24 protein-coding genes are annotated in these 23,199 nt (G+C 67.4%); 16 read left to right on the top strand and 8 right to left on the bottom strand.

What is annotated here, in order from left to right:
• The first annotated feature begins 46 nt into the window (after positions 1-46).
• Positions 47-2,209 (top strand): polyphosphate kinase 1, encoded by a 2,163-nt coding sequence (ppk1, locus tag F7R26_RS26590; RefSeq protein WP_150991394.1) that lies wholly within the window; start codon positions 47-49, stop codon positions 2,207-2,209.
• A 15-nt stretch (positions 2,210-2,224) separates the two neighbouring features.
• Here the strand turns inward: ppk1 and F7R26_RS26585 are convergent, their stop codons facing one another.
• Both F7R26_RS26585 and F7R26_RS26580 read right to left on the bottom strand, forming a co-directional pair.
• Complete coding sequence (locus F7R26_RS26585) at positions 2,225-2,602, bottom strand: DUF4156 domain-containing protein (RefSeq protein WP_150991397.1); 378 nt, start codon at positions 2,600-2,602, stop codon at positions 2,225-2,227.
• Positions 2,603-2,668: 66 nt separating this feature from the next.
• A complete protein-coding gene (locus tag F7R26_RS26580) occupies positions 2,669-3,349 on the bottom strand; it encodes a porin family protein (protein ID WP_241754734.1) in 681 nt (226 codons plus the stop codon).
• A gap of 24 nt (positions 3,350-3,373) precedes the next feature.
• Here F7R26_RS26580 and F7R26_RS26575 point away from each other — a divergent pair, with 24 nt between their 5' ends.
• The 8 genes from F7R26_RS26575 (at position 3,374) to F7R26_RS26540 (ending at position 9,348) form a co-directional block, all read left to right on the top strand.
• On the top strand, positions 3,374-3,952 hold the full coding sequence (locus F7R26_RS26575) for a DUF2975 domain-containing protein (RefSeq protein ID WP_150991400.1): 579 nt from the start codon (positions 3,374-3,376) through the stop codon (positions 3,950-3,952).
• Positions 3,953-3,990: 38 nt separating this feature from the next.
• On the top strand, positions 3,991-4,218 hold the full coding sequence (locus F7R26_RS26570; protein WP_150991403.1) for a helix-turn-helix domain-containing protein: 228 nt from the start codon (positions 3,991-3,993) through the stop codon (positions 4,216-4,218).
• Between the two features lie 238 nt (positions 4,219-4,456).
• Entirely contained in the window at positions 4,457-4,711 is a 255-nt protein-coding gene (locus tag F7R26_RS26565; protein WP_150991406.1) for a hypothetical protein, read from the top strand.
• 112 nt (positions 4,712-4,823) lie between these two features.
• On the top strand, positions 4,824-5,159 hold the full coding sequence (locus tag F7R26_RS26560) for a hypothetical protein (RefSeq protein WP_150991408.1): 336 nt from the start codon (positions 4,824-4,826) through the stop codon (positions 5,157-5,159).
• 169 nt (positions 5,160-5,328) lie between these two features.
• A complete protein-coding gene (locus tag F7R26_RS26555; RefSeq protein ID WP_150991411.1) occupies positions 5,329-6,213 on the top strand; it encodes a LysR substrate-binding domain-containing protein in 885 nt (294 codons plus the stop codon).
• The gene (locus F7R26_RS26550) at positions 6,206-7,396 is read left to right on the top strand and encodes a YbfB/YjiJ family MFS transporter (RefSeq protein WP_206702556.1); all 1,191 of its coding nucleotides are present in this window, start codon (positions 6,206-6,208) and stop codon (positions 7,394-7,396) included. The genes F7R26_RS26555 and F7R26_RS26550 overlap by 8 nt, the downstream gene beginning before the upstream one ends.
• A 79-nt stretch (positions 7,397-7,475) precedes the next feature.
• A complete protein-coding gene (locus F7R26_RS26545; RefSeq protein WP_150991414.1) occupies positions 7,476-8,594 on the top strand; it encodes an NAD(P)H-dependent flavin oxidoreductase in 1,119 nt (372 codons plus the stop codon).
• 112 nt (positions 8,595-8,706) lie between these two features.
• On the top strand, positions 8,707-9,348 hold the full coding sequence (locus F7R26_RS26540; RefSeq protein WP_150991417.1) for a LysE family translocator: 642 nt from the start codon (positions 8,707-8,709) through the stop codon (positions 9,346-9,348).
• 16 nt (positions 9,349-9,364) lie between these two features.
• On the opposite strand, the gene F7R26_RS26535 is transcribed toward F7R26_RS26540, so the two are convergent.
• Positions 9,365-10,789 carry a heavy metal sensor histidine kinase gene (locus F7R26_RS26535; protein WP_150991491.1) on the bottom strand — a complete coding sequence of 475 codons (1,425 nt, stop codon included), beginning with the start codon at positions 10,787-10,789 and terminating at the stop codon, positions 9,365-9,367.
• Entirely contained in the window at positions 10,789-11,463 is a 675-nt protein-coding gene (locus F7R26_RS26530; RefSeq protein ID WP_150991420.1) for a heavy metal response regulator transcription factor, read from the bottom strand. Before F7R26_RS26530 ends, F7R26_RS26535 begins: the two co-directional genes overlap by 1 nt.
• 218 nt (positions 11,464-11,681) lie before the next feature.
• Between F7R26_RS26530 and F7R26_RS26525 the strand changes: the two genes are divergently transcribed.
• The 5 genes from F7R26_RS26525 (at position 11,682) to F7R26_RS26505 (ending at position 18,923) form a co-directional block, all read left to right on the top strand.
• Entirely contained in the window at positions 11,682-14,942 is a 3,261-nt protein-coding gene (locus tag F7R26_RS26525) for an efflux RND transporter permease subunit (RefSeq protein WP_150991423.1), read from the top strand.
• A gap of 17 nt (positions 14,943-14,959) precedes the next feature.
• On the top strand, positions 14,960-16,201 hold the full coding sequence (locus F7R26_RS26520; protein ID WP_241754733.1) for an efflux RND transporter periplasmic adaptor subunit: 1,242 nt from the start codon (positions 14,960-14,962) through the stop codon (positions 16,199-16,201).
• A gap of 7 nt (positions 16,202-16,208) precedes the next feature.
• Positions 16,209-17,687: an efflux transporter outer membrane subunit gene (locus tag F7R26_RS26515; RefSeq protein ID WP_150991429.1), complete on the top strand. Its 1,479-nt coding sequence runs from the start codon at positions 16,209-16,211 to the stop codon at positions 17,685-17,687.
• Positions 17,688-17,829: 142 nt separating this feature from the next.
• Positions 17,830-18,147 carry a DUF4148 domain-containing protein gene (locus F7R26_RS26510; protein ID WP_150991432.1) on the top strand — a complete coding sequence of 106 codons (318 nt, stop codon included), beginning with the start codon at positions 17,830-17,832 and terminating at the stop codon, positions 18,145-18,147.
• A gap of 206 nt (positions 18,148-18,353) precedes the next feature.
• A complete protein-coding gene (locus tag F7R26_RS26505) occupies positions 18,354-18,923 on the top strand; it encodes a hypothetical protein (protein ID WP_193692267.1) in 570 nt (189 codons plus the stop codon).
• Between the two features lie 34 nt (positions 18,924-18,957).
• Here F7R26_RS26505 and F7R26_RS26500 read toward each other — a convergent pair whose 3' ends face one another.
• From F7R26_RS26500 to F7R26_RS26490, 3 genes are all read right to left on the bottom strand, one after another.
• On the bottom strand, positions 18,958-19,518 hold the full coding sequence (locus F7R26_RS26500) for a TetR/AcrR family transcriptional regulator (protein ID WP_150991437.1): 561 nt from the start codon (positions 19,516-19,518) through the stop codon (positions 18,958-18,960).
• Positions 19,519-19,716: 198 nt separating this feature from the next.
• Positions 19,717-20,196 carry a nuclear transport factor 2 family protein gene (locus F7R26_RS26495; RefSeq protein ID WP_150991440.1) on the bottom strand — a complete coding sequence of 160 codons (480 nt, stop codon included), beginning with the start codon at positions 20,194-20,196 and terminating at the stop codon, positions 19,717-19,719.
• Between the two features lie 189 nt (positions 20,197-20,385).
• Positions 20,386-21,006 (bottom strand): flavin reductase family protein, encoded by a 621-nt coding sequence (locus F7R26_RS26490; protein WP_150991443.1) that lies wholly within the window; start codon positions 21,004-21,006, stop codon positions 20,386-20,388.
• 57 nt (positions 21,007-21,063) lie between these two features.
• On the opposite strand from F7R26_RS26490, the gene F7R26_RS26485 reads away from it, so the two are divergent.
• The gene (locus F7R26_RS26485; protein ID WP_150991446.1) at positions 21,064-21,243 is read left to right on the top strand and encodes a hypothetical protein; all 180 of its coding nucleotides are present in this window, start codon (positions 21,064-21,066) and stop codon (positions 21,241-21,243) included.
• Positions 21,244-21,343: 100 nt separating this feature from the next.
• Positions 21,344-22,450 (top strand): tetratricopeptide repeat protein, encoded by a 1,107-nt coding sequence (locus F7R26_RS26480; protein WP_150991449.1) that lies wholly within the window; start codon positions 21,344-21,346, stop codon positions 22,448-22,450.
• Here the strand turns inward: F7R26_RS26480 and F7R26_RS26475 are convergent.
• Positions 22,441-23,163, bottom strand: a complete 723-nt coding sequence (locus F7R26_RS26475; protein ID WP_241754732.1) for a hypothetical protein — start codon at positions 23,161-23,163, stop codon at positions 22,441-22,443. The genes F7R26_RS26480 and F7R26_RS26475 overlap by 10 nt on opposite strands.
• Positions 23,164-23,199: the final 36 nt, after the last annotated feature.

Here is a 23,199-nt window from a genome sequence, read left to right as displayed (position 1 = left end):
CATCGGTGCACGATGATCCATTCCCAGAGAAGGATTGAAGCGAATCATGGAAGAAGGCTCGGCAGCTCCACTTGAGATCGCCCCTTCCCTCCCTCTGGCACCGAGTGACGTTCGCGGCGCTCCGTCGGACTTCCTCGCCAGTGCCAGCACCAACCTCGGCGCCAATGCACGGCAGCTCTTCCTGAACCGTGAAGCCAGCCAGCTGGAGTTCCACCGGCGCGTGCTCGCCCAGGCCGAGAACCACGACATTCCGTTGTTGGAGCGATTGCGCTTCCTCTGCATCTTCAGCAGCAACCTGGACGAGTTCTTCGAGATCCGCGTTGCCGGCCTGAAGGAGAAGATCAAGCTGCAGGCGCCGGCGACCACCGGCCCGGATGGACTGGACGTGCGGCAGATCTACGCGCTTGTCAGCGCCCGCACCCACAAGCTGGTCGCGGAACAGTACCGCCTGTTCAACGAAGTGCTGGTTCCGGAACTGGACCGCGAGGGAATCCGCTTCCTGCGCCGTCCGCACTGGACGCAGGAACAAGGCGAGTGGATCCGCAGCTATTTCTTCCGCGAACTGATGCCGGTGCTCACCCCCATCGGCCTGGACCCGGCGCACCCGTTTCCGCGGGTACTCAACAAGAGCCTGAACTTCGCCGTGGAGCTCGAAGGCAAGGATGCCTTTGGCCGGGAGGCGAATGCGGCCATCGTGCAGGCGCCCCGGGCCCTGCCCCGCGTGATCCTGCTGCCCAGGGAGATTTCCGGCTGCGAACACGGCTTCGTATTCCTGTCGTCCATCCTGCATGCCCACGTCTGCGAACTGTTTCCCGGCATGCGCGTGCGCGGCTGCTATCAGTTCCGCGTCACCCGCAACAGCGAACTGTTCGTCGACGAGGAAGAAATCAAGAACCTCCGCGATGCGCTGCAGGGCGAGCTGCCGCAGCGGCATTTTGGCGATGCGGTGCGGCTCGAGGTCGCGGACAACTGCTCAGAGGAGATGACCCGCTTCCTGCAAAACCAGTTCGGCCTGGAAGATGCCGAGGTGTTTTCGGTGAACGGCCCGGTCAACCTGGTGCGCTTGCTGCCGGTTCCTGACAGCGTGGACCGCGATGACCTGAAGTACCCGCCGTGCCGCCCCGGCTTGCCCAAGGCGCTGCAGGACCAGCCCGACATGTTCCGCGCCATCCGCGACGGCGATATCCTGCTGCACCATCCGTACCAGTCGTTTTCGCCCGTGGTGGATTTCATCCGCCAGGCCGCGGAAGATCCGGAGGTGATGGCCATCAAGCAGACGGTGTACCGCGCCGGCAACGACTCAGCCCTGCTGGAGGCGCTGATCGGCGCCGCGCGCAGGGGCAAGGAAGTCAGCGTGGTGGTGGAGCTGCTCGCCCGCTTCGATGAGCAGGCCAATATCAACTGGGCAGCCCAGCTTGAAGAAGCCGGCGCGCACGTGGTGTACGGCGTGGTTGGCTACAAGGCCCACGCCAAGATGGCCTTGGTGGTTCGGCGCGAAGGCAAGAAACTCAGGCGCTACGCGCATATCGGCACCGGCAACTATCACTCGCAGACGGCCAGGAGCTTCACGGACTTCGGCCTGTTTACCTGCAAGGAAGCGCTCGTCGACGATGTGGCCAACGTGTTCTCCCAGCTGACCGGCCTCGGCCACCCCGGCACGCTGGCGCACTTCTGGCAATCGCCGTTCACCATGCACTCGGCGTTGCTCGAAGCCATCCGCCGCGAAGGCAAGCACGCCAAGGCTGGCCGCAAGGGATTGATCATCGCCAAGATGAACGCCTTGCTGGAACCCAAGCTCATCCAGGCCCTGTACCAGGCGTCCTGCGATGGCGCGCGGATCGAGCTGATCGTGCGCGGGGCCTGCGCGTTGCGTCCTGGCATTGCGGGCCTGTCCGAGAATATCCGGGTGCGCTCCGTGCTTGGCCAGTTCCTGGAACATGCGCGGATTTTCTACTTCTACAACGACAAGGCCGAAGACGTAAGGCTATCGAGCGCCGACTGGATGGACCGCGACTTCTTCCGGCGCATCGAGGTCTGCTTCCCCGTGCTGGACAAAGCCCTCAAGGATCGCGTGATCGAAGAAGGGCTGAAGGTCTACCTGAAGGACAACCGCGACACCTGGGAAATGGACGCGGACGGCAACTACCGGCGCAAGCGGGGCCGCCATCCGGTATCCGCGCAGGACATCCTCAAGCAGAAGCTGGCCTGATCCCTGTTCGGCGCGCTAGTGCGCGCCCGGGGAAGCGCAGCGATACACGTTGCCCGACAGGGTCACATTGGTTTGCTCCAGGCGATCCTTGCCGCCGGTCTGCCCTGCGCGCTGGGTGAGCAGGTACACCAGGTTGCCGCCCATTGCCGCGGCCTTGTTCTTGATGTCATTGCGTGCACCGGTTTCCAGATCCGCATTGGCCGTGATGACGCCCCGCACAAAATCGCCCTGGCTGCCGGTCACGTCGCCAAGATAGGTGCATCCCGCGGCAGGCTCGTTGTGGGTGATCCTGACCGCCGATGCGGCCGGGCTGGAAAGCTGCGTTGGCGCACAGCCGGCGAGCGCGCAGCTTGCCGCGATCCATGCAACGCCTGCGATTGTCCTGATGGTCATAGCCATTGAAGTGCTGAAGTATTGAAGTATTGAAGTACTGGTAGCGCACGGGCCCATGCGCCTGCCTCAGCGGAACAGGTAGTCCACGCCAAGTGATACGGCCTGGCTCTTGACCGAAGCATCGTTGCCCTTCCAACTGAGCTTGCCGTAATTCATGTACTGCATCCGCAAGCGCCAGTTCTGCGTGACCGCATAGGACGCGCCCACCCCCAGGCTGATGAGCCCCTGCGACTTGTTGCTCGATTCAAGATCGCCCGAGCGCCGGCCATGCATATAGTTGACACCGGCGATGCCCAGCAGCGAAAAACGCTCGGTCAGGGGCAGGTGGCCCACGACGTTGACGGACAAGGCGTTCACGTCGAATTTGTCGTTGGCGTTGCCATTCTTGGCCACGACACGGCCAAGGCTCGCCAGCGAGCCTTCGACCGACATATAGGGCGAAAACTGATAGCCGGCCCGCAAGCCAAGTCCAACATTGTTGGACGATCCGCCCGCCCAGCCGGGCGTGCTCGTACTGACTTTGTCGCGGGCAATATTGAGGTCGCCGCCGACGTACCAATAGTTGGCGGCAAGTTCCGCGGCAGCGGCATGCACCGGCACAACCGACAAAAGCACCAACATGGCAGCAGGCGCGATGGGAAGGAGGCGGCCAGGGATGGCGAGAGAACGCATATAATTTAATCTCCGACGAATATAAATTACTGTAAAACGATAAAACATTGCTGTTTTACAGTAATTTTTTGCCATGCGCAATCCCTTCAGGAGACCGGCATGCCGAACCCCCTTTCCCTTCCCTTGCCCGCTGATGGCGCGCTAAGGCGCGTTAGCGTCATCGCGCGCCGCATGCAGTGGCTGACACTGTGCTGCGCCGTCGTGGTGACGGCGGGCCTGATCGCCTTCTGGTTCTTGCTCCCCGATGCGGAGCTGGACCGGAACCTGCGCGCGTTCCTGGCCGGGCCTGCGCCAGGCGGGCAGTTGCTGGTGTCGATGCCGTACCGGCTGCTCGGCCTGGCCATCACGAGCGTGGCCACGGCTTTGCTGGTCAGTGGACTGATGCAAGCGCACAGGCTGTTCGCGGCCCTGGCGGGCGGCGCGGTCCTTACCCTGGAGACGACCGTGCGCCTGCGCCGCGTGGCGCTGGTGGTGACGGCGTTCAGCGTGGTGGTTCCGCTCACCAAGACACTGCTGGCCATGACCCTGGCCAGCACGGCTGCCAACGGCCCCTACATGGTGGTGATCCTCACCTTCGGCGACGTGATGCTGGGCTTGCTGGGCGGCTTGCTGCTGGCCATCGCCTGGGCGATGGCCGAGGCCGCGCGCGTCGCGCTGGAGAATGAGAGCTTTGTTTGAGTTTGCGTTTGCGTTTGCGTTTGAGGCACCCTGACCCTATGACTATCCTCGTCCGGCTTGACGTCCTGCTGGCTGAGCGCAAGATGAAATCGCGCGAGCTCGCCCAGTACATCGGCATCACCGAGCCCAATCTCTCCTTGCTGAAATCCGGCAAGGTCAAGGGCATCCGTTTCGATACGCTGGAGAAAATCTGCGAGGCGCTGAAATGCCAGCCAGGCGACCTGCTGGAGTACCGCGCCGATACGCCTGGCGAAGATCAGGCCTGAGCGCCTCGCCTATCCCGCCGGCGCGGCCCGCGCTGGCCAGGTGAACTGCAAACAATTGTCTCGCCACCGCTGCCGCATTTGCGCCAGATCGGCGCCAGATCGGCCATCCGCCTGGCCTTACGGCCCGCGCAGCCACCTGGCTCCCCCCAATCGAGTGATACCGCCTCGTGAGTGATCTTGCGCATACTCGCACTTTCTTGAACTACTCGCCCCCAAGCGGGCGCGAAGCAAGGTGCTTATGCTGATCTTCATCTACTGCAGTTATGCGGTTGCCTGCATCTTCGCGCTCTGGCGAGCGGCGCGCTGGGTGGAAAAGCACCATCCGGCCCTGCGCGACAACGACCCGCCGCGGCATGACGCGCGCCCAGCCTGCAAGCCCCCGGAAGAGAACCTGCCTGCGAGCCAGCGACGCCACCTGGAGATGCCGCCCGCCGGGCCCGCCTGCCTGGCGCAATGCGCCGGCGCCAGCGCTGCCGCCTGCATGGTCCTGTAGCCCCCTGGACGGTAGCCCGTATCTGGTCCTCGGCATTCATCCTTGAAAAAAACAGATTACTGTATATATTTACAGTAACTGTATGGATGAACAGTATCTACGGGAGCCGATCATGGAACACCTGGTCCGGGTACAGAACGAATACGACAGGCAGGTCCTGGCCTGGTTGCGCGAACGCGTAGGCGATGCGGCGGTGCAAGCCGCGGCACAGCGGCTGGCGGGAGACCGCAAGCCTTACCTGTCAACGATCTGCCGCAGCCTGAACATCACCCCACCGGCCCGCCGCACCCTGCGCGCCCAGTCGAACCGGGCCAGCCGGGAGGTTGGGGACCGCTACCTTGCGTCGATCCGTGCGCTCCTGGCGCGGCCGGCACCGGCGCAGCGGCATTCGCAGCAGCAACCCGCGGAACCCCAGCCCCAACCCTCTCGATACCAGGATCCGCATTAGTCCCGCGGCTTGGGTACACGGTGGGCCACGGCGTGGCCCGCCGGCATGTCCTTCCCGCTTCGCCCCACCCCGCTGCCATCATGGCTTTCTTGACTTATCATTCCCTATCGATGATAGTTAATTGAAATTTGTTCTCTTTTTAAGAACCAATTTCAAGCAAAGGATTGCCGTGGATCTGGCTGAACTTGAGATTTTCCGAGCCGTTGCGCTTGAAGAAAGCATCACGCGGGCGGCCAAGACCCTGGACCGCGTGCAGTCGAATGTCACCACGCGCGTCAAGCAGCTGGAAGAAGAGCTCGGCGTCGCCCTGTTCCTGCGCGACAGCAAGCGCATGACCCTGACGCCGCAAGGCCAGCGCTTCCTGGGCTACACCGAGCGGCTGCTGGCGCTGGCCGAGGAGGCCCGCCAATCCATGCGCGACGATGCGCCCTCGGGCACGCTGCGCGTGGGCAGCATGGAAAGCTCGGCCGCCAGCCGGCTGCCCCGCCCGCTGGCGCGCTATCACGGCAAGTGGCCGGACGTGCGGATCGAGATCCAGACCGGCACCACGCAAGCCTTGATCGATGCACTGCTGGCGCATCGCATCGACTGCGCCGTGGTGGCCCATCCCTCCGAGGGCGCGCCGGACACGCTCGACATGGACGTGCTCGGCCCCGGCCTGGAAGGCACGTTCCTGTTCTCGGAAGAACTGCTGCTAGTGCTGCCGCACAGCCATCCGCCAGTGCGCGCGCCGCAGGACATCAAGCTGCGCAGCCTGGCCACGTTCTCGCGCGGCTGCACGTACCGCCTGTGTGCCGAGGACTGGCTCGCCAGCGGTGAAGGCCCACGGCTGGCGCTGAACGTGCTGGAACTGGCGTCTTACCACGCGATCCTCGCCTGCGTGACGGCGGGCTCGGCCGTGGCCATCCTGCCGAGGTCGCTGCTGGCGCTGCACCCCGATGCCGCAAGCCTGCAAACCGTGCCCGTGCGAGTCGCGCACACCTTGCTGGTGCGCCGTTCGGGTTTTGCCACGTCGGCATACGCGGCGTTTCTCCAGGAGCTGCAACATGGCTAGGATCCGGACCGTCACAGCAGCAGCGCCGCAATCCTTCGGCAAGACCGTGGCGCCCTGGATGCCCTCACTGGCCGCCGCGCTGGTGCTGGCGGTGGGCATGGGCTTCGGGCGCTTTGCGTTCACCGGCATGTATCCGCTGATGGTGCGCGACGGCCTGCTGAGCGTCAGTGCCGGCTCGCTGGCCGCGTCCGCCAACTATGCAGGCTATCTCGTGGGCGCCCTCGCGGTCAGCCGCATGCCGCAGCGCGTTGCGCCGCGCTTTTGCCGCATCGCGCTCTTCGGCACCGCCCTGTGCCTGCTGGCGCTGGCCGTGCCGGCCGCGCCCTGGTTCTTTATCGGCGCGCGCTTCCTGGCGGGCGTGCTCAGCGCCATCGCGCTGATCTGCGCGTCCGTGTGGCTGTTCCAGGTGGTAGGGCATCCGCATGGCGCGCCGCTGTTGTTCTCGGGCGTCGGTGCCGGCATCCTGCTGTCCGCCGAGCTCATTGCCGCCGGCAACCTGGCCGGTTGGCACAGTCCTTTGCTGTGGCTTGCCATCGGCGGTGGCGCCGCTGTGCTGAGCTCGCTGGCATGGCCGTATCTAGCGGGCCACGTGGCGGCACCCCAGCCGCATGCCGTTGCCAGTGCCAGTGCCAGTGCCGCGGACGAGGCCAATGCCAGCGGCCCTGGTCCGTGGCCGCTGGTGGCCAGCTACGGGCTGGCGGGGTTCGGCTACATCGTCACGGCAACCTACCTGCCGCTCTTTGTGCGCGACGCGCTAGGCCACATCGACCCGATCCATATCTGGGCCGCGTTCGGGCTTGGTGCGGCACCTTCCTGTTTTCTCTGGCATGCGCTGCACGGGCGCCTTGGCACGCGGCGCGCGCTCGCGCTCAACCTGCTGGTGCAGGCGGTGGGCGTGATCCTGCCCGCGCTCAGCCACTCGGCCGTGGCCTACCTGGCTAGCGCGCTGCTGGTGGGCGGCACCTTCGTTGGTACCGTGACCATCGCCATGCCTGCCGCGAAACGCGTAGCCCACCGCGTGACATTCAACCTGCTTGCCATCATGACCGCCGCCTATGGCGTAGGCCAGATCGCCGGCCCGCTGGTATCCGATGCGCTGATGGCGCACAGCCATAGCTTCAGCGGCCCGCTTGCCGCCGCCGCTGCCGCGCTGCTGGCATCTGCCGTGTTCTGCTTCCTGTGAAGGCCGTCGCACGCCCGGCACGCGGCACGGAACCCACCCCACCGAATCCCCCTATTAACGAGGAAACGAGGAGCCCGTCATGACCGACCCCATCCACGCCACGCAACCACACACGCTGCTCTCCCGGCTCGGCCTTGCCACCCCGGTCATCCAGGCCCCAATGGCAGGCGTCAGCACACCGGCGCTTGCCGCGGCAGTGTCGAATGCCGGCGGCCTGGGCTCGCTCGGCGTCGGCGCCATGGACGCCAACGGCGCCCGCAAGACCATCCGCGAAACCCGTGCGCTGACGGACAAGCCCTTCAACATCAACCTGTTCTGCCACGCTCCCGCCGTCGCCAACCCGGAGCGCGAGGCGCAGTGGCTGGCCTACCTGGCGCCGAGCTTCGCCGAATTCGGCGCCACGCCGCCCGCCAGCCTGCGCGAGATCTACACCAGCTTTGTCGCCGACGACGCCATGTACGCGATGCTGCTGGAGGAGCGGCCCGCGGTAGTGAGCTTCCATTTCGGCTTGCCGGCGCAGGCCTGGATCGACGCGCTGCACGCCGCCGGCATCTTCCTGATGGCCACGGCCACCAGCCTGGACGAAGCGCGGCAGATCGCCGCTGCCGGCGTCGATGCCATCGTTGCCCAGGGCGTGGAAGCCGGCGGCCACCGCGGCACGTTCAATCCCGAAGGGCAAGACGAAGGCCTCGGCACCCTGGCGCTGGTGCGGCTGCTGGTCCGCCATACGGCCCTGCCCGTGATCGCCACCGGCGGCATCATGGACGGCGCCGGCATTGCGGCGGCCCTGGCGCTGGGCGCGCAGGCCGCACAGCTCGGCACCGCCTTCGTAGCCTGCCCGGAGACCATGGCCGACGCGCCCTACCGCGCCGCCCTGCTGGCGGACCGGCCGGCCAGCACCACGCTGACCCGCGCCATTTCCGGCCGGGCCGCACGCGGCTTCGTCAACCGGCTGACGGCGCTGGGCGAGGCGGCGGACCGCCCGGCGATCCCCGATTACCCCATCGCCTACGACGCCGGCAAGGCCCTGCATGCGGCGGCCAAGGCGCGCGGCAACGCGGACTACGCCGCGCAATGGGCCGGGCAAGCCGCGCCGCTGGCGCGCGCGCTGCCGGCAGCGCAACTGGTGGCGACGCTGCGCGAGGAGCTGGCGCAGACGATTGCGGCACTGAGCGGGGCGGGATTCGGCGCTAACTGAGCGGGGCCTGCCGGAGCCGGCGGCGCGTGCGTCTTGCTGCTACCATTTCGCCACACGCAACGGCCTCATGCTGGCCCGCAGCGGATCCCTTCCTTCCTGACGAGACAAACCCATGGACGCACTCACATCCACATTGGCCATTGGCGGCGCGCTGGCGCTCGGCGCGGTCAGCCCCGGCCCTAGCTTCGTCATGGTGGCACGCGCCGCCATTGCCCGCTCCCGCGCCGATGCGCTCTACATGGCGCTGGGCATGGGGCTGGGCGGCGTGGTGTTTGCCGCGGCCGCGCTGCTCGGGCTCAAGCTGCTGCTGACGGCGGTGCCCTGGCTGTACATGGCAATGAAGGTGGGCGGCGGCATCTACCTGGTGTATCTGGGCGTGCGCATCTGGCGCGGCGCCAGCGCGCCCCTGGCAATGGCGGCCAGCGCAGCTGCAGGCGATGGAGCGCCCGCCACGGGGCGCGGGCGTGTCTTGCTGAGCGGCTTCGCCACGCAGCTGAGCAACCCCAAGACGGCGGTGGTCTACGCCAGCGTGTTTGCCGCGCTGTTGCCCGCCCAGGTGCCGGCTTCGCTACTGCTGGCGCTGCCACTGATGGTCTTTGCCATCGAGACGGGCTGGTACGCCATCGTGGCGATCGCGCTCTCCTCCGCCAGGCCGCGTGCGTTCTACCTGCGCTTCAAGCTGTGGCTGGATCGCGCCGCCGGCGGGGTGATGGCGCTGCTCGGCATCCGGCTGCTCACGTCGCTGCGCCAGTAACGCCGGCAGCGGCGCCCTAAGACGCCGGATCTGCCATGCGCGCCGGAAACAGCAGCCTGAAGACCGTGGTTCCCCCGACTTCGGACTCCACCTCAACGTGCCCATGGTGCAAGTCCATGATGGACTTCACGATGGCCAGGCCAATGCCCGCCGACTCGCCAGAGTTGGCGCGGGCAGGATCGCCGCGAAAGAAGCGGTCGAACAGCTTGGGCAGGTGTTCCGGCGCGATGCCGGCCCCGGGGTTGCGCACTTCGATGCGGCTGCCTGCGGGGCCGGTGCGTGCCGCCATCACCACCGTCTGCCCGGCAGGTGTGTAGCGGATGGCATTGGCCACCAGGTTGCTGACCGCGCGCCGCAGCAGCAGCGGATCGGCCAGCACGGCGCCCCCGCCTTCCACCGCGATCGCCACGCCGCTCGCCTCCGCCAGCCCCTCGAAATAGTCGGACAGCGCGCCCAGTTCGCGCGCCAGGTCCAGGCGCACCGGCTTGACCGCCACGCGGGCGTTCTCGGCCCGCGCAAGAAACAGCATGTTCTCGATCATGCGGGCCAGGCGTTCATATTCCTCGATATTGGACGCCAGCAGCGCCTGGTATTCGTCGGCGCTGCGCTCGCTAGACAGCGCGACCTGGCTCTGCCCGAGCAGGTTGCCGATGGGCGTGCGGAAGTCGTGCGCCAGGTCCGCGGAAAACTGCGACAGGCGTTCGAACCCATCCCGCAACCGGTCCATCATCTGTTGCAGGGCCGCAGCCAGTTCCGCCAGTTCGGGCGGCAGCCGTGCCGGGTCGATCGGCAGCTCGAGCCGCCGCACCGTGACCGACGATGCCCCGGCGGCGATGCGCCGCAGCGGCGCCATGCCGGCGCGCAGCACCAGGTAACCAAGCCCGGCCACGGCCAGCGTGCCCATCACCCCCGTCAACAGCAGTTTCGCGCGGTATGCGCGCAGCAACGTGGTGCGGGAGATGGCGGTCTGGTAGAGCGTGAAGGCCAGCGTCTGCGTGACGGCGCCAGTGTCAGCAGTGCCTGGACCGACAGGGACCAGCGCCTGCACGCCATGCACGGGGTAGCCCTGCCGCGTGGTCCAGGCACGGATCGCTTCGGGCCCAAGCGGCGCATCCGGCGCCACCGGCTGCAAGGCGGGCGGCCCTTCGCCGGCATTGGCCGCGAGCAGCACGGCGCCGCCAGCGGCGCGCACCACCAGCGCAAACTCGTCGTTGCCGGACACCACACCGGCCACTTCCCGCCAGTCGCTGTCGGGCCGGGCGCCCTGCTCCATCAGCTCGGCCCGCGCGCGCGCCACCTTGCGCAGCAGTTCCGCGTCGTCGCGCTCTATCACCTGCATGGCCAGCGCGCGGTAGAGGTAGGCGCCGGCGCCGCCGAACACGATCGCGGCGACCAGGCCAAAGGCCAGCGCCAGGCGGGCAGTGAGCGAGAGCCTGCGCATCAAGGTTCCCGGCGCTCCAGCACATAGCCCATGCCACGCACGGTGTGGATCAGCTTGGGCTGGAAATCGTCGTCCATCTTGGCGCGCAGGCGGCGCACCGCCACATCCACCACATTGGTATCGCTATCGAAGTTCATGTCCCAGACATGGGAGGCGATCTGGGTACGGCTCAGCACCTCGGTGTGACGGCGCGCCAGGAAATGCAGCAGGGAAAATTCACGCGGCGTCAGCTCGATGCGCCGGCCGGCGCGCGTCACGCGGTGGCGGATCAGGTCGATCTCCAGGTCTTCGATCTCGATGCGGTCGGCCTCGCGCACCGGGCCGCGCCGCAGCAAGGTACGCACCCGCGCCAGCAGCTCGACAAAGGCGAAGGGCTTGGCCAGATAGTCGTCGCCGCCCAGCTCCAGCCCGCGCACGCGGTCCTCCACTTCATCGCGCGCGGTCAGGAACAGCACCGGTGTGTCCTTGTGCTCGCGCAGTTGCTTGAGCACGTCCCAGCCGTTCATGCCGGGCAGCATCACATCAAGGATGACCAGGTCGTACACCACCTCCAGCGCCTGGTGCAGGCCATCGGCGCCGGTCACCGCCAGGTCGACCACGAAGGACGATTCGGTCAGCCCCTTGCGCAGGTACTCGCCCGTCTTGGGCTCATCCTCCACCACCAGAATTCTCATGTCCGTCCTCGCCTGGCCTGCACCGGCAGGGCGCGCTTCAGGCGCCTTGCATGCTCGGATGATAGCCGTTGGCGCAGCGCTCCTGAATGACAAATCTGTAATCGATTCGACAGCATTACCGGCTCCCCTGGCTTCCTAGAATGCGGCCATCGCTCACCGCGGCCACCGCAACAAAGCGGCCGTCGCGGCCCCAACCCTCGCGTCCCGGAGTACACACCATGTGGATTGTCAGGCTCGCGCTGAGCCGCCCCTACACCTTCGTGGTGCTGGCGTTGTGCTTGCTGCTGGCCGCCCCGCTGGTGCTGCTGCGCACGCCAACCGACATTTTTCCGGCCATCGACATCCCGGTGGTCAGCGTGGTGTGGACCTACAACGGCCTGTCCGCCGAGGATATGGCGCGGCGCATCGTCACCGGCTACGAGCGCTCGCTGACCAACAGCGTGGACGATATCGAGCATATCGAGTCGCAGTCGCTCGCCGGCGTGGCGGTGATCAAGATCTTCTTCCACCCCGGCGCCGACATCAACCGCGCGATTGCAGAGACCTCGTCGGGCGCGCAATCGATGCTGCGCAACATGCCGCCGGGCACCACGCCGCCGCTGATCCTGAGTTACAGCGCCTCCACCGTGCCGATCCTGCGGCTGGCGCTGGCCAGCGACCAACTGCCGGAGCAGCAGCTTTACGATCTGGGCAATAATTTCATCCGCACGCAGCTGGCTACCGTGCAGGGCGCATCGGTGCCGCTGCCTTACGGCGGCAAGGTGCGCCAGGTGATGGTGGATCTCGATACGCGTGCGCTGCAGGCACGCGGCCTGGCGCCACTGGACGTGGTCAACGCCATCAATGCGCAAAACCTGGTGCTGCCCGGTGGCACCGCCAAGATCGGCGCGCTGGAATACCGGGTCGACCTGAACGGCAGCACGGCCACCGTGGCCGGCCTCAACGACCTGCCGGTCAAGAGCGGCCCCGGCGGCACGGTCTATGTGCGCGACGTGGCCCAGGTGCGCGACGGCTACGCGCCGCAGACCAACGTGGTGCGCCGCGACGGCAAGCGCGCCGCGCTGCTGGAGATCGAGAAGAGCGGCAACACCTCCACGCTGTCCATCATCGCCCAGGTCAAGGCCATGCTGCCGCGCATCATGGCCGGGCTGCCGTCTTCGCTGCGGGTGCAGGCGGTGTCGGACCAGTCGGTCTTTGTTACCTCCGCCATCCACGGCGTGCTGCACGAAGCGCTGATCGCCGCCTGCCTGACCGCCGCGATGATCTTGCTGTTCCTGGGCAGCTGGCGCGCCACGCTGATCATCGCGATCTCGATCCCGCTCTCGGTGCTGGCCGCGCTGATGGCGCTCAGCGCGCTCGGCGAGACGCTCAATATCATGACGCTAGGCGGGCTGGCGCTGGCGGTCGGCGTGCTGGTGGACGACGCCACCGTGGCCATCGAGAACATCACCCACCACCGCGAGCTGGGCAAGCCGCTGGAGCATGCGATCCTGGAAGGCTCGGCGCAGATCGCCGTGCCCACGCTGGTGTCCACGCTGTCGATCTGCATCGTGTTCCTGCCGATGTTCCTGCTCACCGGCGTGGCGCGCTACCTGTTCGTGCCGATGGCCGAGGCCGTGGTGTTCGCCATGGCGGCGTCCTACTTCTTCTCGCGCACGCTGATTCCCACGCTGGCGCATTACCTGCTGCGTGGCGAACGCAACGACGAACACAACGATCAGCACAACAATGCGGCGCAGGCGCGCGACCCAGGCCGCTTGCGTCGCGCCTGCGCACGGCTGCAGGCGCGCTTTGAACACGGGTTCGAAGGCGTGCGCACCCGCTACGCCGCGACCCTCGCTGCAGCACTGCGCCACCCCAGGCGGCTGGCCGCGGCCTTCCTGGCCTGCTGTGCCGCCTCGATGGCGCTGGTGCCCTTCCTGGGGCAGGACTTCTTCCCCAGCGTGGACAGTGGCGAGATCCGCCTGCACATGCGCGCGCGCACGGGGACCCGCATCGAGGAAACAGCGCGCATCGCCGATGCGGTGGAGAACCGCATTCGCGCGGCCATCGGCCCGGACCAGGTGGCCGGCATCATCGACAACATCGGCCTGCCTGTCAGCGGCATCAACCTGACCTATGACTCCGCGCTGCCGATCGGCACGGCCGACGCCGAGATCCTGGTGTCCCTGAAGCCAGGCCATGGCGCCACGGCAGGCTATATCGAGCAGCTGGGCGCCTTGCTGCCCAAGGCCTTCCCGGGCATGAGCTTCTCCTTCCTGCCGGCCGACATCGTCAGCCAGATCCTGAATTTCGGGCTGCCGGCGCCGATCGATATCCAGGTGGTGGGCAATCAGCTGGCAGCCAATCGCGCGGTGGCGCAAAAACTGGTTGCCCAGTTGCGCGCGGTGCCGGGGCTGGCCGATGTGCACATCCAGCAACCGGACGACCAGCCCGCGCTGACGGTGAATGTGGACCGCACCCGCGCGCTACAGGCCGGGCTGTCGCAGCGCGAGGTGGCGCAGAACCTGCTGATCTCACTCTCCGGCAGCAGCCAGACCTCACCCAACTTCTGGCTCAATCCGCGCAACGGCGTGAGCTATCCGCTGATGGTGTCGGTGCCGCAGTCCGCCATGGGCTCGCTGCAGTCGCTGTCCAACATTCCGATGGGACTTGGCGCCGCCACGCCCGGCTCCAGCGGCGGCGGCGGCGACCTGCTCGGCTCGCTCGGCAACGTGGAGCGCTCCAGCCAGCAAGGCGTGGTGTCGCACTACAACGTGCAGCCGGTGATCGACATCTTCGGCTCGGTGCGCGGGCGTGATCTTGGCGCGGTGGCGGGCGACATCGGCCGCATCGTCGATGCCGCGCGCAAGACGCTGCCGCCCGGCTCAGAGCTGGTGGTGCGTGGACAGGTGCAAACCATGCACGCCTCTTTCGCCGGGCTGCTTGGCGGCCTGGCGATTGCGGTGGTGCTGGTCTATCTGCTGATGGTGGTGAACTTCCAGTCCTGGCTCGACCCGCTGGCCATCATCGGCGGCCTGCCGGGCGCGCTGGCGGGCATGGCGTGGATGCTGTTTGTCACGCGCACCACCATCAGCGTGCCGGCGCTGACCGGCGCCATCATGTGCATCGGCATCGCCACCGCCAACAGCATCCTGGTGGTCAGCCTGGCGCGCGAGCTGCGCGCTGCGGGCGTGGCGCCCCTCGAGGCGGCGCTGCAGGCCGGTATCGGGCGCTTCCGTCCTGTGGTGATGACCGCACTGGCCATGCTGATCGGCATGGTCCCGATGGCGCTTGGCGCGGGCGATGCCGGCGCGCAGAACGCCCCGCTCGGCCGCGCCGTGATCGGCGGGCTAGCCTGCGGCACCGTCGCCACGCTGGTGCTGGTGCCCACCCTGTTTGCGCTGCTGCACCGGTGGCTTGCCGCTCGTGCGCCGGCCCCCAGCCCTGTCCCTGATTTGCATCCCGCTCTCGGTCTCGACCAGAAAGGCCCGGCATGACTCTCCCTGCTCCCCCCATGTCCCCATCCGGCGACGTCACCGCCGCCCCGCGCGTGGCACCCGCGCGCACGCGCCGCCTGCGAGCCAGCTTGCTGGGCTTGCTGGTATTGGCAGTGCTTGGCGGCGCGCTGGCCGCCGGCATCCTGCCCAGGCTGCATGCCCATGCCACGCTGGCCGCGCGCACCGCCGAAGCCCTGGCCACCACCGTCGCGACGGTGCGCCCTGCCAGCGCGCCAGCGCTGCAAGAACTGACCTTGCCGGGCGACGTGCGCGCCTTCCAGGACGCACCGGTCTATGCGCGCGTCAACGGCTACCTGCGCCGTTGGTACGCCGACATCGGCACCCCGGTCAAGCAAGGCCAGTTGCTGGCAGAGATCGATGCGCCCGAGGTCAGCGACCAGCTGCGGCAAGCGCACGCCGACGAAGCCATCGCCGCGGCCAACTACGCGCTGGCCAAGCGCACCGCCGAGCGCTGGCAAGACCTGCTCACATCCCGCTCGGTGGCGCAGCAGGACACCGACCAGAAGGTGGCCGACATGCAGGCCAAGGCCGCCACGCTGGCCTCCGCCCGCTCCAACACGGCACGGCTGGCGCAACTCGCCTCCTACACGCAGATCCGCGCGCCCTTCGACGGCGTGGTGACCGCGCGCAACGTGGATACCGGCGCGCTGATCGATGCCGGCAGCGCCGGCGGACCCGGCCGGGAGTTGTTCCATCTCTCCGCCGGCACGCGGCTGCGTGTGTATGTGCAGGTGCCGCAGGATGCAAGCGGCATGGTTGGCCCGCAGATGCAGGCATGGCTGACACTGCCGCAGTTCCCCGGCCAGCGCTTTGCCGCTACCGTGGCGCGCAATGCCGGCGCCATCGACAACGTCACGCGCAGCCTGCGCGTGGAGCTGGACGTGGACAATGCGGGGGGACGGATCCTGCCGGGCGCCTACGCCGAGGTCCACCTCAGCGCGCCGCAAGCAAGGGCCGGCCTGACCCTGCCAGCCAACACGTTGATGTTCCGCCCGCAAGGCACCTGCGTGGCTGTGGTGGGCGCGAACGGCATGCTGGCGATCCGGCTGGTGACGCTGGGCCGGGACTTTGGCTCGCATGTGGAGATCACGGAGGGCTTGCAGGGCGGCGAGCAGGTGGTGGTTAATCCCGGAGACGGCCTGCTGGCGGGCGATCGGGTCCAGGTGGCGGCGGATGCGGTGGATACGCCGGCCACGCCGGCCACCCAGCCGGCAACCACGGCCAGCCAGGCTAAGTAGGCCCGCCATGCAGACTCCCAAGCGCTCTCATCAAACCCGCGTGCCTGCAGCCCGGCCACGCCGGCTGGCGGCGTCGCTCGCCGCCTTGGCGCTGGCAACGCTGCTCACAGGCTGCGCCACCGCGCCAGCCTACCAGCCACCCACTGTCGACACGCCCGCCACGTACAAGGAAGCCGGCGCCAGCGCCGCGCATCCGGGCGGTCCGGCGGGCATCGCGCCGGACTGGTGGCGCGTGTATGCCGACGCGCCGCTCAACGCGCTAGAAGCCCGCATCGACGTTTCCAGCCAGACGCTGCGCAAGGCCGTGGCCCTGCTGGAAGACGCCCGTGCCCAGGCCCGGGCCGCGCATGCGGCTTACTTTCCCACCATCAGCGCCGGGCTGAGCACCAGCCGCAGCCATACCTCGGCCAATGTGGTTGGCCGCTCGCTGGCCGGCAAGACCGAGCCCGACCACCTGCTGGGGCTCACCGCCTCCTGGGAACCCGACCTGTGGGGACGCATCGGCAATGGCGTGGATGCAGCCGAGGCGCGCGCCCAGGCCAGTGCGGACGACGTGGCGGCGGTGCGCCTCGGCCTGCAGGCCGAGCTGGCCGCCGACTACTTCGGCCTGCGTTCGGCCGACCGGGAGATCGACCTGCTCAGGCGCACCGTTGACGCCTACGGCACGGTCCTGCAACTGGCCGACAACCGCTACCGTGGCGGCATCGCCACCGAAGGCGACGTGGCACAAGCCAAGGCGCAGCTCGAAAGCACCAGGGCGCAGCTAGCCGACCTGTGGCTGAACCGCACGCAGCTGGAGCATGCCATCGCCACGCTCATCGGCGAGCCCGTGGCGCGCTTCTCGCTGCCGCCGCTGGCTGATACTTCCGTGCTGCCCACCCTGCCGGCCATGCCGGCCGCCTTGCCCTCGCAACTCCTGGAACGCCGCCCCGACATTGCCGCCGCCGAACGCCGCGTGGCAGCCGCCAATGCGCAGATCGGCGTAGCCCGCGCCGCGTTTTTCCCGAGCCTGCTGCTCGCCGTCGGCGGCGGCCTGGAGAGCACCAGCCTGGCCAGCTGGCTGACCGCGCCGAGCCGCTTCTGGGCGATCGGCCCGGCGCTGGCCGCCACGCTGTTCGACGGTGGCCGCCGCCAGGCGGTGGCCGACAGCGCGCGCGCCCAGTTCGACGCCAGTGCCGCCGACTATCGCGCAAGCGTGCTGCGCGGCTTCCAGGAGGTAGAAGACAACTTTGCCGCGCTGCATGCGCTGCAGGAAGAGGCCAGCAGCCAGCAAGCCGCCACCGAGGCATCCAAGCGCGCTCTGGCGCTGGGGCTGGACCGCTACCGCAAGGGCGCGGTGGCCTACCTGGATGTCAGCGTGCTGGAGAGCACCGCGCTTGCCAGTGAACGGGCCGCCGAACTGGTGCACCGACGCCAGTTGATCGCGAGCGTGATGCTGGTCAAGGCACTGGGCGGCGGCTGGCAACCGACTGCCGTGGCGCCATAGCGGCATTGGCAGCATCAGCGGTACATGACGGGATTGTAATGAGATGGTAAGGCCGAGGTCACCGCGCAAAACCCATACTGGTTACAGCCTTTCATCATCTCGATGAAAGCGCGGCCCTTCCAACTGAAAGAGGTAACGCACCATGAAAGCAATCGTTCGCACACTCTTGTTGTCCTGCGCCCTGGCAGCGCCGGCTCTGTCCTTCGCCCAAAGCGAGCAGGCGCCACTCACCCGTGCCGAAGTCCGCGCCGACCTGATCCGGCTGGAGCAAGCCGGCTACCAGCCGGGCCACGGCGACGACGCGACCTATCCCCAGGACATTCAAGCGGCCGAAGCCAAGGTGGCCGCGCAAGATGCCGCCGCAGCCAAGGGGGCCGCGGCAAGCATGCCCCCGCAAGCTCAGGCCAGCCTCCAACCGCGGATCGACGCCGTGCGCAGCGCCTTCTACTACGGCGCATGACGCGTCAACGCCACTGCAGGCTACGCGTTCCGGCCGCGCATAGCGCGCCCGGAACGCACTATGCGCCATGCAAAACACAAACGGCGGCGGCGTCAAAGCTTGCTCAACACACTGGGGCAAACCGCGGAAGTACCTATCCTCGCGGCGGCAGGCCTTAAAATCGCGCTCATGTTCGTTTCGAGATCTCGAATCTCGCCAAAACCATGATGAAGAAGCGCCCCCTTTTCGCCGCCCTCCTGTTCGCGTCGATCGCCGCCCACGCACAACCGCCCGGCAAGGATGCGGCCCCCCTCGGCCTTGAGCTTGGCAAGACCAAGTGCGCGCGGATGACACCCGGCCCGAATCGCGTCAAGACAGGCACCACGCCGTGGGCGGGCGGGGACACGGTGGAGCTCAAGCACCTTGACCGCTTCAATCTGCCGGGCCTGACCCGCGCGATCGTGAACTGCGACGCGGGCGACGCGGTGGCGCTCGTCACACTGACGTTCGACCGGTCCGCGCTGGATGACGTCAGCAAGAAGCTCGACGCCCGCTACGAGTCCAAGCGCAAGACCGAGCCCAGTGCCGAGAACGGCTACGCCGAATGGGAGGCAACCAACGGCAGCCTCGAGATGCTTTACGCGCGCGACAGCAAGCAGTTCACCCTGGCGTATTGGGCCAAGGGCGCCAAGGCCAAGTACTTCGCCTACAGCGGCACGAGCGACAAGAAACCGGCCGCGCCAGCACAGTCAGCGCCGCCAGCGCAGGCACCCCAGCCACAGCCCGCGCCGCTGTAACTGCCGCCCCGAAACGGGCTTTACGCCCCAGCCTTCAACGCACTTGCTGCAACCGGCGCAGCAACCGCCGTCCTGCCTCGACCACGCCCGGATCAGCCGTCATCTGGTACCGCACGATCATGCCCTCCACGCAAAGCATCACTTCTTCGGCAATGGCATCGGGCTCCGGCAGACCAAGGCGCCTGACCAGCGAACCGATAAAGGCCGCCAGCTCCGCCTTGTGCGCCACGGATTGCGCCACCTGAGTGCCCTCGCCGGAGGCGCCCGCCTCCGCCACCGCATTGATAAACGCGCAACCGCGAAAATCCTCGTCGGAGAACCAGTCGGCCAGCGCGAGCGCGATGACCTCCAGGCCGGGGCTGGCGGCAAAGCGCGCTTCCACGTCCTGCTCGAACCACCGCATCCAGCTCGCGTGGCGCCGGTCGAGGAAGGCCGCGATCAACTCGTTCTTTGAGGCGAAATGCCGGTACAGCGACATCTTGGCCACGCCGGACTCGGCAATGATCTTGTCGATGCCGGTCGCGCGCAGCCCGTCCTGGTAGAACAGGCGGGCGGCGGTATCCAGGATGCGCTCGCGGGCGGAAGGCGTGGCCATGGCTGAAGTGTTCCTTGCTGCGAAAAGTGGCACGAAAGTGGGGCGATTATCCCTGATCGGGCCATGCGGACTAAGAGGCTGATTGTTTCAACATGAAGCGAAGCGATTCAGGCCAGGCGCGCGGCCGCAGACCATACAAGTGGATCCGCCAAGGCCGCGCAACGACGCCAGCGTCTTTTTGTCTTTTTGAAATGGCCTTTAAAGGCCGAGATCGCTCAGGCTGGGATGGTCGTCCGGCCGGCGCCCCAGGGGCCAGAAGAACTTGCGCTCGGACGCCTTGATCGGCGCATCGTTGATGCACGCAAAGCGCCGCTGCATCAGGCCAGCTTCGTTGAACTCCCAGTTCTCGTTGCCGTAGGAGCGATACCAGTTGCCCGAATCGTCATGCCACTCGTACGCGAAACGTACCGCGATGCGGTTGCCGTCGAAAGCCCACAGTTCCTTGATCAGGCGGTAGTCCAGCTCCTTCTGCCACTTTCGCGCCAGGAAGCCGACGATGGCCTCGCGCCCGTTCACGAACTCCGCGCGGTTGCGCCACGCGCTGTCGACGGTGTAGGCGAGCGCCACACGCTCGGGGTCGCGGCTATTCCAGCCGTCTTCGGCACCGCGTACTTTCTGGATGGCGGTTTCACGGGTGAACGGGGGCACGGGCGGACGGATTTCGGGGTTGGACGACATCGACTTCTCCTGGCTGCGACAGCAGTGAATTGAAAAAGGCGGCCCGCATCACATTCGGCAAAACTCAAAATGATACAGACCTGTCTACATTATTTTAGTAGACAGGTCTGTCTGTCAAGGCGAATCTGCAGGCGTGAAAAAGCCGGCGATCAGCCGGCCTGGAATCCGCCATCAGCGCCGAGGAAGCGCTCAGCGCGGGCGCCGCATGCGGAACAGCGCCTCGGGCCCGATCTCGAAGTAGTCGGCCGGCCCGCCGCCGCGCAGGATCGGCCGGGCCGCAGCAGTGTCATAGATGCCGTCCTTCAACAGCGCCTTGTCCACGTGCACGCCGACCACCTCGCCCAGCACCAGCCAGGTTGGCACCTTATGGCCGTCGACGCCCTCGAGCTGGATCAGCTGGGTGAGCTTGCATTCGAACGAGACCGGGCTTTGCGCCACCCGCGGCACCGCGACCAGGCGCGACGCTACCGGCGTAAGCCCTGCCAGCTCGAACTCGTCGACCTCCGGCGGCACGGCCGCACAGCTTGCATTCATGGCATCGGCCAGCGGCCGCGTGGCCAGGTTCCAGCAGAACTCGCGGGTCTGCTCGATATTGCGCACGCTGTCCTTGTAGCCAATGCTGGAAAACCCCACGATGGGCGGCGTGTAGTTGAAGGCGTTGAAGAAGCTATAGGGCGCGAGATTGACAATCCCATCGCCAGCGCGCGACGAAATCCAGCCGATCGGGCGCGGCCCGACGATGGCGTTGAAGGGATCATGCGGCAGGCCATGCCCGTTGGCGGGCTCGTAGAAATAGGGTTCGGCGGACACGAAGCGGGAGACTCGGGAAAACAGCGTTGAGAAGCGGAGGCGGCACCGCCGCCTCCTTTGACCAGATGTTACCGCACGCCCGTGGGCGGCGGGCAAAGCCACCTGGTAGGCCACGCTGGAAGGCGCCGGCGTGCCGCACGGCCGCTGCAAAGCGTGGCCGACATCGTGCAGGACCTACACGTGCAAGCGCGCGGCGTGCTGCTGGAGGAATTCAGCCAGCATGCCAACATTGGCTGACTTTGGATGGCGCTGTCTAGCGGCGAATGAAGCAGGCATAAGCACGCCGCGTGCCGGCAAGACCGGTTAAGCTTGCGCCACCGCAACCACGCCGCTTGCCATGACCAAGCCGAGTACGGACCCGAGCGCGCCCGAAGCCGCGCTGGCAGTTGAGTTGACCATTGCGCTGGAGGCAGGGCTGACGGCGGCCATCACGTATCTGAACCAGGGCAACATCGATGCCGCTGCCAGCTATGCGGCCGCGCTCATCGGCCGCTACCCGGCGCATCCCGCCGTGTGCCAGCTAAGCGCGCAGATTGCCTTGCAGCGTGGCGAGGCCACGCTGGCGCGGCGGCACATCGCGCAGGGACTCTCGCTGCGGCCGGATCACCTGCCCTCGCTATTGATCGCCGGCCGGGCGGCGCTGGCCGATGGCGCGCCGGCAGAGGCGCTGCCGCCCCTGCTGCGCGCCTGCGCACTCAGCGGCAATGCCCTGGAGCCGACCTATCTCGCCTGCATCGCCCGGTTGCAGAGCGGAGCGGCGGACGCCGTGGCGGAACTGGGCCTGCTGATCCAGCGGGCGCCGGGTTTTGCGCCGGCGTGGATTGAACTGGCGGAGGCAATGCGCAAAGGCGGCGAGCTGCAAGCCGCGCTGGCGGCGCTAGACCGCGCCCTGGCGCTGGACGGCAATATCGCGCGCGCGCGGTTCCAGCGGGGCAAAGTGCTGCATGCGCTCGGGCGCAAGGCCGAGGCCGCCGGCGCCTTTGCCAGTGCCGTGGCGCTGGAGCCGCGCAGCCGGGAGGCGTGCCTGAACCTGGCCATCGCGCAGCAGGAGCTCGGCGAGCTGGCCGCCGCGCAAGCCACGCTGGAAGCCCTCGTCGGCGCGCATCCGCAGGACTACGACGGCTGGATCCAGCTTGGGCTGGTGCGGCAGGACCAGCGTGACCTGCGCGGTGCGCAGGCCGCCTTGCGCAGCGCCCTGGCCTGCCAGCCGGACGCTGCGCCGGCGGCGGTCAACCTTGGCATCGTGCTGCAGGAAGACGGCCAGCCGGATGCGGCCCTGGCCGCCTATGCCCACGCTTACCGCGTTGCCCCGGAGACCTTCGGCCGGATCGCGCAGGCGCTGTGCTCGGGACCGCACGGCCGGCTATGGGCCGACCTGGGCGCCTTGCGTGCCTTGCTGGCCAGCCTCGGCTACCTGGCCAACCCGGGCAGCACTCAGGACTGACCACCCCGCTCGCGCGGCGCGCGAAAGCGCTTGCGGTAGACGCCGGGCGTGGTCAGTACCTCTGCCGCCAGCTTCTCGTAGCGCCCGGCGCCCTCCGCATCGATCGTGCCGAAAGACAGTTCGAGCTCCGCGCGTGGCACCGGGCAGCACTGTGCGACCGGCGTGCCTTTGGGCAGGACACCGTCGAACTCCGCGTCGGTCCATAGCGCCGGGAAATTGATGCCCACGTCATGGAAGCGGTCCGCATCGACCAGGCCGCTCAGCGTGCGGAACGGCAGATCCCAGCGGTTGGCCGGATGCATCGCCAGCAGCGACCACCCGGGCGGCAGCTCGATGGTCCAGAAACTGTTGAATTTCAGGGCGACGGCCTCCGAGTGCAGTGGCGTGCCGCCCAGTTGCTCCGGCACGTGAAAGCTCAGCGGCGCGCGTGGATGGCCGTCGATGCCCGGCTCAGGCAAGTCCCAATCCCAGGAGAACACGCCCCGCTCCACGCGCACGTCGCATGGCAGCAGAATCACAAAGCCATGGGTCATGGCATCGATGAACGGCGGGCATTGCTTGATGGTGCGGATGTCGCGGCCGTGCAGGGGCGAGAACGCCTTGGGACGCATCGCCCGCACCCAGTCCGGCAGCGCCTGCTGGGCAGGCTGCGGGCGCGGGAGGTTGTCCTGCAGCAGCGGATCGCAACGGAAGGTCACTTGCATGGCTTGCATGGCTTGGCTAGGTGGAGGCGCTCGATGTGCCGGAGT

This window comes from Cupriavidus basilensis, from assembly GCF_008801925.2.
Lineage (GTDB): Bacteria > Pseudomonadota > Gammaproteobacteria > Burkholderiales > Burkholderiaceae > Cupriavidus > Cupriavidus basilensis.
Note: the sequence above shows the minus strand (reverse complement) of the source record. Positions and strands in the feature narration are given on the sequence as shown.

Coding starts and splice junctions, on each gene's coding strand:
- ppk1 (WP_150991394.1), top strand. CDS start 47: ATGGAAGAAGGCTCGGCAGCTCCACTTGAGATCGCCCCTTCCCTCCCT.
- F7R26_RS26585 (WP_150991397.1), bottom strand. CDS start 2,602: ATGACCATCAGGACAATCGCAGGCGTTGCATGGATCGCGGCAAGCTGC.
- F7R26_RS26580 (WP_241754734.1), bottom strand. CDS start 3,349: ATGGCAAAAAATTACTGTAAAACAGCAATGTTTTATCGTTTTACAGTA.
- F7R26_RS26575 (WP_150991400.1), top strand. CDS start 3,374: ATGCCGAACCCCCTTTCCCTTCCCTTGCCCGCTGATGGCGCGCTAAGG.
- F7R26_RS26570 (WP_150991403.1), top strand. CDS start 3,991: ATGACTATCCTCGTCCGGCTTGACGTCCTGCTGGCTGAGCGCAAGATG.
- F7R26_RS26565 (WP_150991406.1), top strand. CDS start 4,457: ATGCTGATCTTCATCTACTGCAGTTATGCGGTTGCCTGCATCTTCGCG.
- F7R26_RS26560 (WP_150991408.1), top strand. CDS start 4,824: ATGGAACACCTGGTCCGGGTACAGAACGAATACGACAGGCAGGTCCTG.
- F7R26_RS26550 (WP_206702556.1), top strand. CDS start 6,206: ATGGCTAGGATCCGGACCGTCACAGCAGCAGCGCCGCAATCCTTCGGC.
- F7R26_RS26545 (WP_150991414.1), top strand. CDS start 7,476: ATGACCGACCCCATCCACGCCACGCAACCACACACGCTGCTCTCCCGG.
- F7R26_RS26540 (WP_150991417.1), top strand. CDS start 8,707: ATGGACGCACTCACATCCACATTGGCCATTGGCGGCGCGCTGGCGCTC.
- F7R26_RS26535 (WP_150991491.1), bottom strand. CDS start 10,789: ATGCGCAGGCTCTCGCTCACTGCCCGCCTGGCGCTGGCCTTTGGCCTG.
- F7R26_RS26530 (WP_150991420.1), bottom strand. CDS start 11,463: ATGAGAATTCTGGTGGTGGAGGATGAGCCCAAGACGGGCGAGTACCTG.
- F7R26_RS26525 (WP_150991423.1), top strand. CDS start 11,682: ATGTGGATTGTCAGGCTCGCGCTGAGCCGCCCCTACACCTTCGTGGTG.
- F7R26_RS26520 (WP_241754733.1), top strand. CDS start 14,960: ATGTCCCCATCCGGCGACGTCACCGCCGCCCCGCGCGTGGCACCCGCG.
- F7R26_RS26515 (WP_150991429.1), top strand. CDS start 16,209: ATGCAGACTCCCAAGCGCTCTCATCAAACCCGCGTGCCTGCAGCCCGG.
- F7R26_RS26510 (WP_150991432.1), top strand. CDS start 17,830: ATGAAAGCAATCGTTCGCACACTCTTGTTGTCCTGCGCCCTGGCAGCG.
- F7R26_RS26505 (WP_193692267.1), top strand. CDS start 18,354: ATGAAGAAGCGCCCCCTTTTCGCCGCCCTCCTGTTCGCGTCGATCGCC.
- F7R26_RS26500 (WP_150991437.1), bottom strand. CDS start 19,518: ATGGCCACGCCTTCCGCCCGCGAGCGCATCCTGGATACCGCCGCCCGC.
- F7R26_RS26495 (WP_150991440.1), bottom strand. CDS start 20,196: ATGTCGTCCAACCCCGAAATCCGTCCGCCCGTGCCCCCGTTCACCCGT.
- F7R26_RS26480 (WP_150991449.1), top strand. CDS start 21,344: ATGACCAAGCCGAGTACGGACCCGAGCGCGCCCGAAGCCGCGCTGGCA.
- F7R26_RS26475 (WP_241754732.1), bottom strand. CDS start 23,163: ATGCAAGCCATGCAAGTGACCTTCCGTTGCGATCCGCTGCTGCAGGAC.